General features: G+C 60.3%; 10 protein-coding genes. 1 reads left to right on the top strand and 9 read right to left on the bottom strand.

Translation table 11 applies throughout. From position 1 onward, the window contains the following. Positions 1-31 precede the first annotated feature (31 nt). A complete protein-coding gene (locus ACXAC1_RS20090) occupies positions 32-211 on the bottom strand; it encodes an HAD hydrolase-like protein (protein WP_475064005.1) in 180 nt (59 codons plus the stop codon). A 226-nt stretch (positions 212-437) separates the two neighbouring features. Between ACXAC1_RS20090 and hemP the strand changes: the two genes are divergently transcribed. After that, positions 438-602 carry a hemin uptake protein HemP gene (gene hemP / locus ACXAC1_RS20085; RefSeq protein WP_475064003.1) on the top strand — a complete coding sequence of 55 codons (165 nt, stop codon included), beginning with the start codon at positions 438-440 and terminating at the stop codon, positions 600-602. 525 nt (positions 603-1,127) lie between these two features. Here hemP and ACXAC1_RS20080 read toward each other — a convergent pair. The 8 genes from ACXAC1_RS20080 to ACXAC1_RS20045 form a co-directional block, all read right to left on the bottom strand. Further along, positions 1,128-1,745: an aminotransferase class III-fold pyridoxal phosphate-dependent enzyme gene (locus ACXAC1_RS20080; protein ID WP_475064002.1), complete on the bottom strand. Its 618-nt coding sequence runs from the start codon at positions 1,743-1,745 to the stop codon at positions 1,128-1,130. A gap of 196 nt (positions 1,746-1,941) precedes the next feature. Continuing rightward, positions 1,942-2,262 (bottom strand): aminotransferase class III-fold pyridoxal phosphate-dependent enzyme, encoded by a 321-nt coding sequence (locus ACXAC1_RS20075; protein ID WP_475064001.1) that lies wholly within the window; start codon positions 2,260-2,262, stop codon positions 1,942-1,944. A 147-nt stretch (positions 2,263-2,409) separates the two neighbouring features. Beyond that, entirely contained in the window at positions 2,410-3,675 is a 1,266-nt protein-coding gene (locus ACXAC1_RS20070) for a peptidoglycan DD-metalloendopeptidase family protein (RefSeq protein WP_475064000.1), read from the bottom strand. Between the two features lie 160 nt (positions 3,676-3,835). Continuing rightward, on the bottom strand, positions 3,836-4,201 hold the full coding sequence (locus tag ACXAC1_RS20065) for a hypothetical protein (RefSeq protein WP_475063999.1): 366 nt from the start codon (positions 4,199-4,201) through the stop codon (positions 3,836-3,838). Positions 4,202-4,213: 12 nt separating this feature from the next. Further along, on the bottom strand, positions 4,214-4,480 hold the full coding sequence (locus tag ACXAC1_RS20060; protein ID WP_475063997.1) for an NAD-binding protein: 267 nt from the start codon (positions 4,478-4,480) through the stop codon (positions 4,214-4,216). Positions 4,481-4,668: 188 nt separating this feature from the next. Further along, complete coding sequence (locus ACXAC1_RS20055; protein ID WP_475063996.1) at positions 4,669-4,908, bottom strand: NAD(P)-binding domain-containing protein; 240 nt, start codon at positions 4,906-4,908, stop codon at positions 4,669-4,671. 7 nt (positions 4,909-4,915) lie between these two features. After that, positions 4,916-5,038 carry an NAD(P)-binding domain-containing protein gene (locus tag ACXAC1_RS20050; protein ID WP_475064007.1) on the bottom strand — a complete coding sequence of 41 codons (123 nt, stop codon included), beginning with the start codon at positions 5,036-5,038 and terminating at the stop codon, positions 4,916-4,918. Then, positions 5,014-5,213, bottom strand: a 200-nt coding sequence (locus ACXAC1_RS20045; RefSeq protein WP_475063995.1) for a hypothetical protein, incomplete at its 5' end; no start/stop codon positions are given. The genes ACXAC1_RS20045 and ACXAC1_RS20050, both read right to left, overlap by 25 nt.

Raw genomic sequence — 5,213 nt, 5'->3', positions numbered from 1 at the left:
AAGGTTAAGTTCCTCGTGCAGTGTCAAGAGATCAGCACCTGATTACGCGCGCAACCAGATTGGGCAAGCCCTTGCCCACGAACTGTTTGATTGTGTCTTGCGACAATGGTGCGGTGTCGACGTCCTGCAGCATCCGGTTGGCCGCTGCGGCGATATCCGGCAGGCTATCGATCAGCGTGCCGTCCAGATCGAACATGATCGTCGCGGTCATCACAGTCCTCATAAATTCAGCCGCGTCAGACCTAACCCGCTTGTTTTCGTTGGCGCAATCACCTGTGACACTTAGATGTTTCGTATTGGCCTTGACATACCTGACTAAATTAATCAGATTACCTGAAAGACCCCCGCAGCCAACCCAATTCGGGTCAGCCAAACATTTGAAAGCGCGAACGAAACAAGGCCTTTCGCCCGAGAACCCATTGGAGTTGTCCTGATGAATGTGCAGAACCACAAATCCCAGCCAGTCCTACGCGGTGTCCATGCTTCCGGCTCATAAGGCCGAAGATCTGACCAAGGGTGGCAATCTGGCTCATATCGAGTTGGGTGACCAACTGTACACCCTGCGTATCACGCGTGCCGGCAAACTGATCCTGACAAAATGAGCACCCCTTCCTCGCGCGGCGGGGCTGCAGTTGGGCGTTTGTCTGACCTTGGTCCGATTGAAGCTTGTGCCGTGATGTACCTGCGGCTTTGGAGTGAAAGTCCCAAAGCCCGTGCGGATGCGGCCAGCGATTTCGAAATTACGCTGGGCCTGGATCAGGGGCGCGCCGCTATGATGACGCTGGACCGCCTCTGCGGGCTGTGCGCCCACCACGGTCGTCGCCCTCTGGTGCGTCATGGGCTGGGCTGTTCCTGCCTCGGAGCGGATGAGAACTGTTTTGCGCAGATGATCGCAGCGGCCTCCGAAGGTGCCCGCGAAGACGCAATGATGATGGCGTCACTGATCGTTCGGGCCGGATTACGCTCCGGCTCTGGCATCATTGTCCGAAGAGATGGGTGTGGTGCTGCGCCGCATGACCGCGTCGGTGCCACTGCCGACGACCGGCCACGAATCCCCCTCTGCCGTGCTGCACTAAACAGCCGCGCAGGTACAAACCCCGGCACCCTCGGGCCGGGGTTTTGTCATATCAGCAGCACCCGCAGCCCGCGTGGTGATGATCGTGGTCGCAGGCCGGGGCAGGGGCGTAATCGCCAACTTCGGAGAGCACCACCCGCAGCGTCGATAGGATCATGTCGATGTCTTCGGTTTCGATCGTCAGGGGTGGACGGATTTTCAGGATGTTGTCCTTTGGCCCTTCGCTGCCGATCAGAATCCGATGATCGCGCATGCGGTTCTTGACGTATTTGCAGATTTCGGTGCTTTCCGACCCATCAGGATTATCAGGTTCGACCCCGACAAAAAGGCCCATACCCCGCACATCGCCGACGCAGGCAAATTCAGGTTCGATCTGGCGTAGCCCTTCCATCAGACGTGCGCCCATAACCCGGGCATTGTCCTGCAATCCTTCGTCATCGACAATATCCAGAACTTCCTTCCCGATCCGACAGGACAAGGTCGAGCCGCCAAAGGTGGAAAAGAACTCGATCCCGTTGTCAAAGCTTTCTGCAATGGCCTTGGTTGTGACCAAAACACCCAGCGGATGGCCATTGCCGATGGGTTTGCCCATGACAACGATATCCGGCAGCGCGCCTTGGTGTTCAAATCCGAAATAGTATTCACCCAGACGACCAAGGCCGGTCTGCACCTCATCGGCGATGCAGACGCCGCCTGCTGCCCGGATTTCTGGTCAACTGCGGGCAGGTACCCCTTTGGCGGAATGATCTGACCACCGACGGAAGGGAAGGTCTCGGCTATGAAACCGGCGAGGCCGTGGCCCTTGTCCTGCAACGCCGCAATCGCTGGGTCCACCAGATCTGCGAACTTGTTCGGCGCGATCAGCGTCATCGCGTTTGAATAGAACCGCGATAGTCGTCGGCGACTTCGACCAGTTCGACCCAATCGGCCTGACCGATCCCGCCCGGTTTGTTGAACTTGTAGGCCGAGATCGCAACAGCCGCGTTGGTATTTCCGTGATAGCCGTGGTCCGGCGTCACGATCCCCTTGGCGCCGGTATGGGCGCGGGCCAGACGCAAGGCCAATTCATTGGCCTCGGTGCCGGAATTTACGAAGAAACAGACCTCGAACTGGTTTGGCAGCTTGGACAGCGCTTTGTCGGCAAAATCCGTCTGCGCCGGGTGCAGATAGCGCGTGTTTGAGTTCATGCCGCTTGAGCTGGTCCGCCGCAACGGCCTGAATGCGCGGATGCGCATGGCCCACATGCGGGACGTTGTTATATGCGTCCAGATGGGGCCGTACCCCATTCGTCGAACAGGTGATGTTCCCAGCCGCGCACCAGCATAACCGGGTCGTCATAGGTCAGGCTGAGGTTCGCCGCCGAAATGGTCATGCCGCCCCTGCAGGATCGCGTGCTTGTCGGTCCGGCGGTAGAACACCTTATCGTCTGGCAGGTTCAGTAAGGCAGCAGGGTTGGGGCAAACCGCGTGCCACAACTCCATCTCATCCGGGTCGCCAACACCCGGCCAGTCGTTCTGCATACCGTCGGTTGTCAGGGCCAGCTGGAAATGCACATGCGGCGCCCAGCCGCCATTTTGCGTGGCGTCGCCCAGCCGTGCAAAGGCCGCGCCCTGCGCCACCGGATCGCCTGGCTTCAGGCGATCGCGGACCTCGGGGTCCAGGTGGCCATAGAGCGTATAAAACGGATCGCCCTCGGGTGTTTCGTGGTGCAGAATCACCACGCCGCCATAATCCAGATGCGCATCACGGTTTTCGACGGCCTCGACCCGGCCGCTCATGGGGGCATGCAGCACGGTTCCCGGCTGGGGCAAATACATCCACAGCCAGATGCAACCGTGCGACGGTCCGATGCCTTCCAAGGCCCTTTGCGGAACGCCGGCTCGGCATAGATTAGGCGGGGTTCGTTGTAGTAGCCCAGCCAGAGACCCTCTCCGAATTCTTCGCCCACGCGCGCGGCTTCTTCCAGCGGCATGTGGAACGGGTTCTGCGGCCAGGTCGAGTTCTCGCCTGACAGTGATCCATGGGAACTTCGCTAAGGTCCTGATCGAACATCTCAGCGAACTGACCGCGATGCTCGGAAAGGTAGGCGTGGATTCGCTTCTGCCCCGTCTGTAACGGGCAACCCACATGCCGCACGCAGCCGAGCGGGCATCAGGCCGCCATTGACCGCATGCGTTCTCAAGGAACCGCCATGCCGGGGCCTGGCTGATGGTCACGTAAGGATCATCAGGGTTCTCGGCCGCCATCAGGGTCGAGTTCACCACAGACACAGCCAGCCGCATGCGCAGCAGAGGCCAGATCAGATCGACCTCGTCAGCCCGCAAACGGTTGGCAGCGTGATAGCCGCGTACCAAAGCGGTCAATGCCTGTTCGGGTTTTGGATGGTCCAGCACGATATACGCCCCGGCAATCGCCAGATCGCGCGATGCGCGGGGCGCGCACATGTCGCCCAGATCAATCAGACCCGAGATCGTCTGACGTTGCCCAAGCTCGCCCTCGACCAGGATATTGTAATCATTGGCATCATTGTGGATGGCCTGTTTCGGCAGGCCTGCCAAACGATCTGAGATCGCTTGAACATCCGCAGAAATCTCTGACAACAATGCACGTCGCGTCGGGTCGGCAACGGCGTCCAGCTTGTCAGCGATCCAGACCCGCCTGGGTCAGATCCCATTTGAAGTCCGGACGGTTCAGCCCTTCGTGCGTGAACCGCTCTAGCGCCTCGGTCAGTTGCGCCCAGAACCCGGCCAAGTTTCAGGATCAACTCGTCCGACTTCGGTGCAGCCTTCGCGTGCACTGACCGGGCAGGCACTCCAACAGCCACACCAGCCGGGGCTGACCGTCCTGATCCGGGATCTCGGGCAGCACAGCACCGTTGAGATCGGGGTGCACTGCGGGAAAGGGCAACCCCGGAGCCTCAAGCGCGATATGCTTCAGCGCCTCGACCTGAAGGTCAATCAGTTGGGCTTCGCAGCCCGGTCGCATGGCTTTCAGCACGTAGTCCTGCCCATTGGTGGCGCGGACCAGAAAGTTCAGGTCATATTCGCCGTCAAGTCGGACCAGCTTGGCCTCAAGCCCCCAATGGGCGCGCAGGGCGAGGGCCCAGAAATCTGTCAGCTCAGCCATGGGGCTACCTCTTTAGTCCAGTGCGCGCAGGCGTTTAAACAACGAGGACGTATCCCAACGCCCGCCGCCTTGTTTCTGTACGTCCTTGTAGAACTGATCGACCAGCGCGGTAACGGGCAGCGAGGCGCCGGTCTCGTTGGCCGTATCCAGGCAGATGCCCAGGTCCTTGCGCATCCAGTCCACCGCGAACCCATAGTCGAAGTGATCGTCCAGCATGGTCTCATGTCGGTTCACCATCTGCCAGCTGCCCGCCGCGCCCTGGCTGATCACCTCGACCACCGCACGTCCGTCCGAGCCCGCTTTTTCGGCGAAATGCAGCGCTTCACTCAGGGCCTGGACCAGACCCGGCGATAGCGATCTGGTTGCACATCTTGGTCAATCTGCACCCGCGCCGCTGTCGCCGATGCGGCGGCAGATCTTTGGAATAGACCTGCATGATCGGTTCGGCCGCATCGTAGGCGGCTTGATCACCACCGCACATGATCGACAGAACTGCCATTCTCCGCGCCTGCCTGTCCGCCTGAGATCGAGAGCATCGACAAAAGCGATGCCCTGCGCCTTGGCCAGCGTGCACAAAGCTCGCGCGTCACCCTGTCGGACACGGTGGTGTGATCGACAAAGATGGCCCCGTCGGCCATGCCGTTGAATGCACCGTCGTCGCCGGTACAGACCATGCGCAGATCGTCGTCATTGCCGACGCAGGCCATGACGAACTCAGCACCTTGACGCAGCCTCGCGCGGGGTGGCAGCCATCGCGCCGCCGTGTTCGGCAGCCCAGGCCTCGGCCTTGCTTGCGGTACGATTGTAGACAGTTACCTCATGACCGGCGGCTTGCAGGTGCCGGCCATCGGATACCCCATAACGCCCAGACCAAGGAAAGCGACTTTTGCCATTTTGTGATCCTCTCTGCTGTCCGGTGCATTGCTGGATCGGCAGGCCGGAATGTTTAGCAGAGACAAACCAAAGCTGCGGCCAAAGGGCAACCCCGTGTCATGCCTTGCCGCCCAAATCG

It is taken from the genome of Marinomonas sp. AWM4_232 (assembly GCF_056158325.1).
This window is presented reverse-complemented; position numbering and strand designations above follow the sequence as displayed.

Excerpts from the sequence above, each read along its gene's own strand:
- hemP (WP_475064003.1), top strand. The coding sequence starts at position 438 with ATGTGCAGAACCACAAATCCCAGCCAGTCCTACGCGGTGTCCATGCTT.
- ACXAC1_RS20065 (WP_475063999.1), bottom strand. The coding sequence starts at position 4,201 with ATGGCTGAGCTGACAGATTTCTGGGCCCTCGCCCTGCGCGCCCATTGG.
- ACXAC1_RS20055 (WP_475063996.1), bottom strand. The coding sequence starts at position 4,908 with ATGGCCTGCGTCGGCAATGACGACGATCTGCGCATGGTCTGTACCGGC.
- ACXAC1_RS20075 (WP_475064001.1), bottom strand. The coding sequence starts at position 2,262 with ATGAACTCAAACACGCGCTATCTGCACCCGGCGCAGACGGATTTTGCC.
- ACXAC1_RS20090 (WP_475064005.1), bottom strand. The coding sequence starts at position 211 with ATGACCGCGACGATCATGTTCGATCTGGACGGCACGCTGATCGATAGC.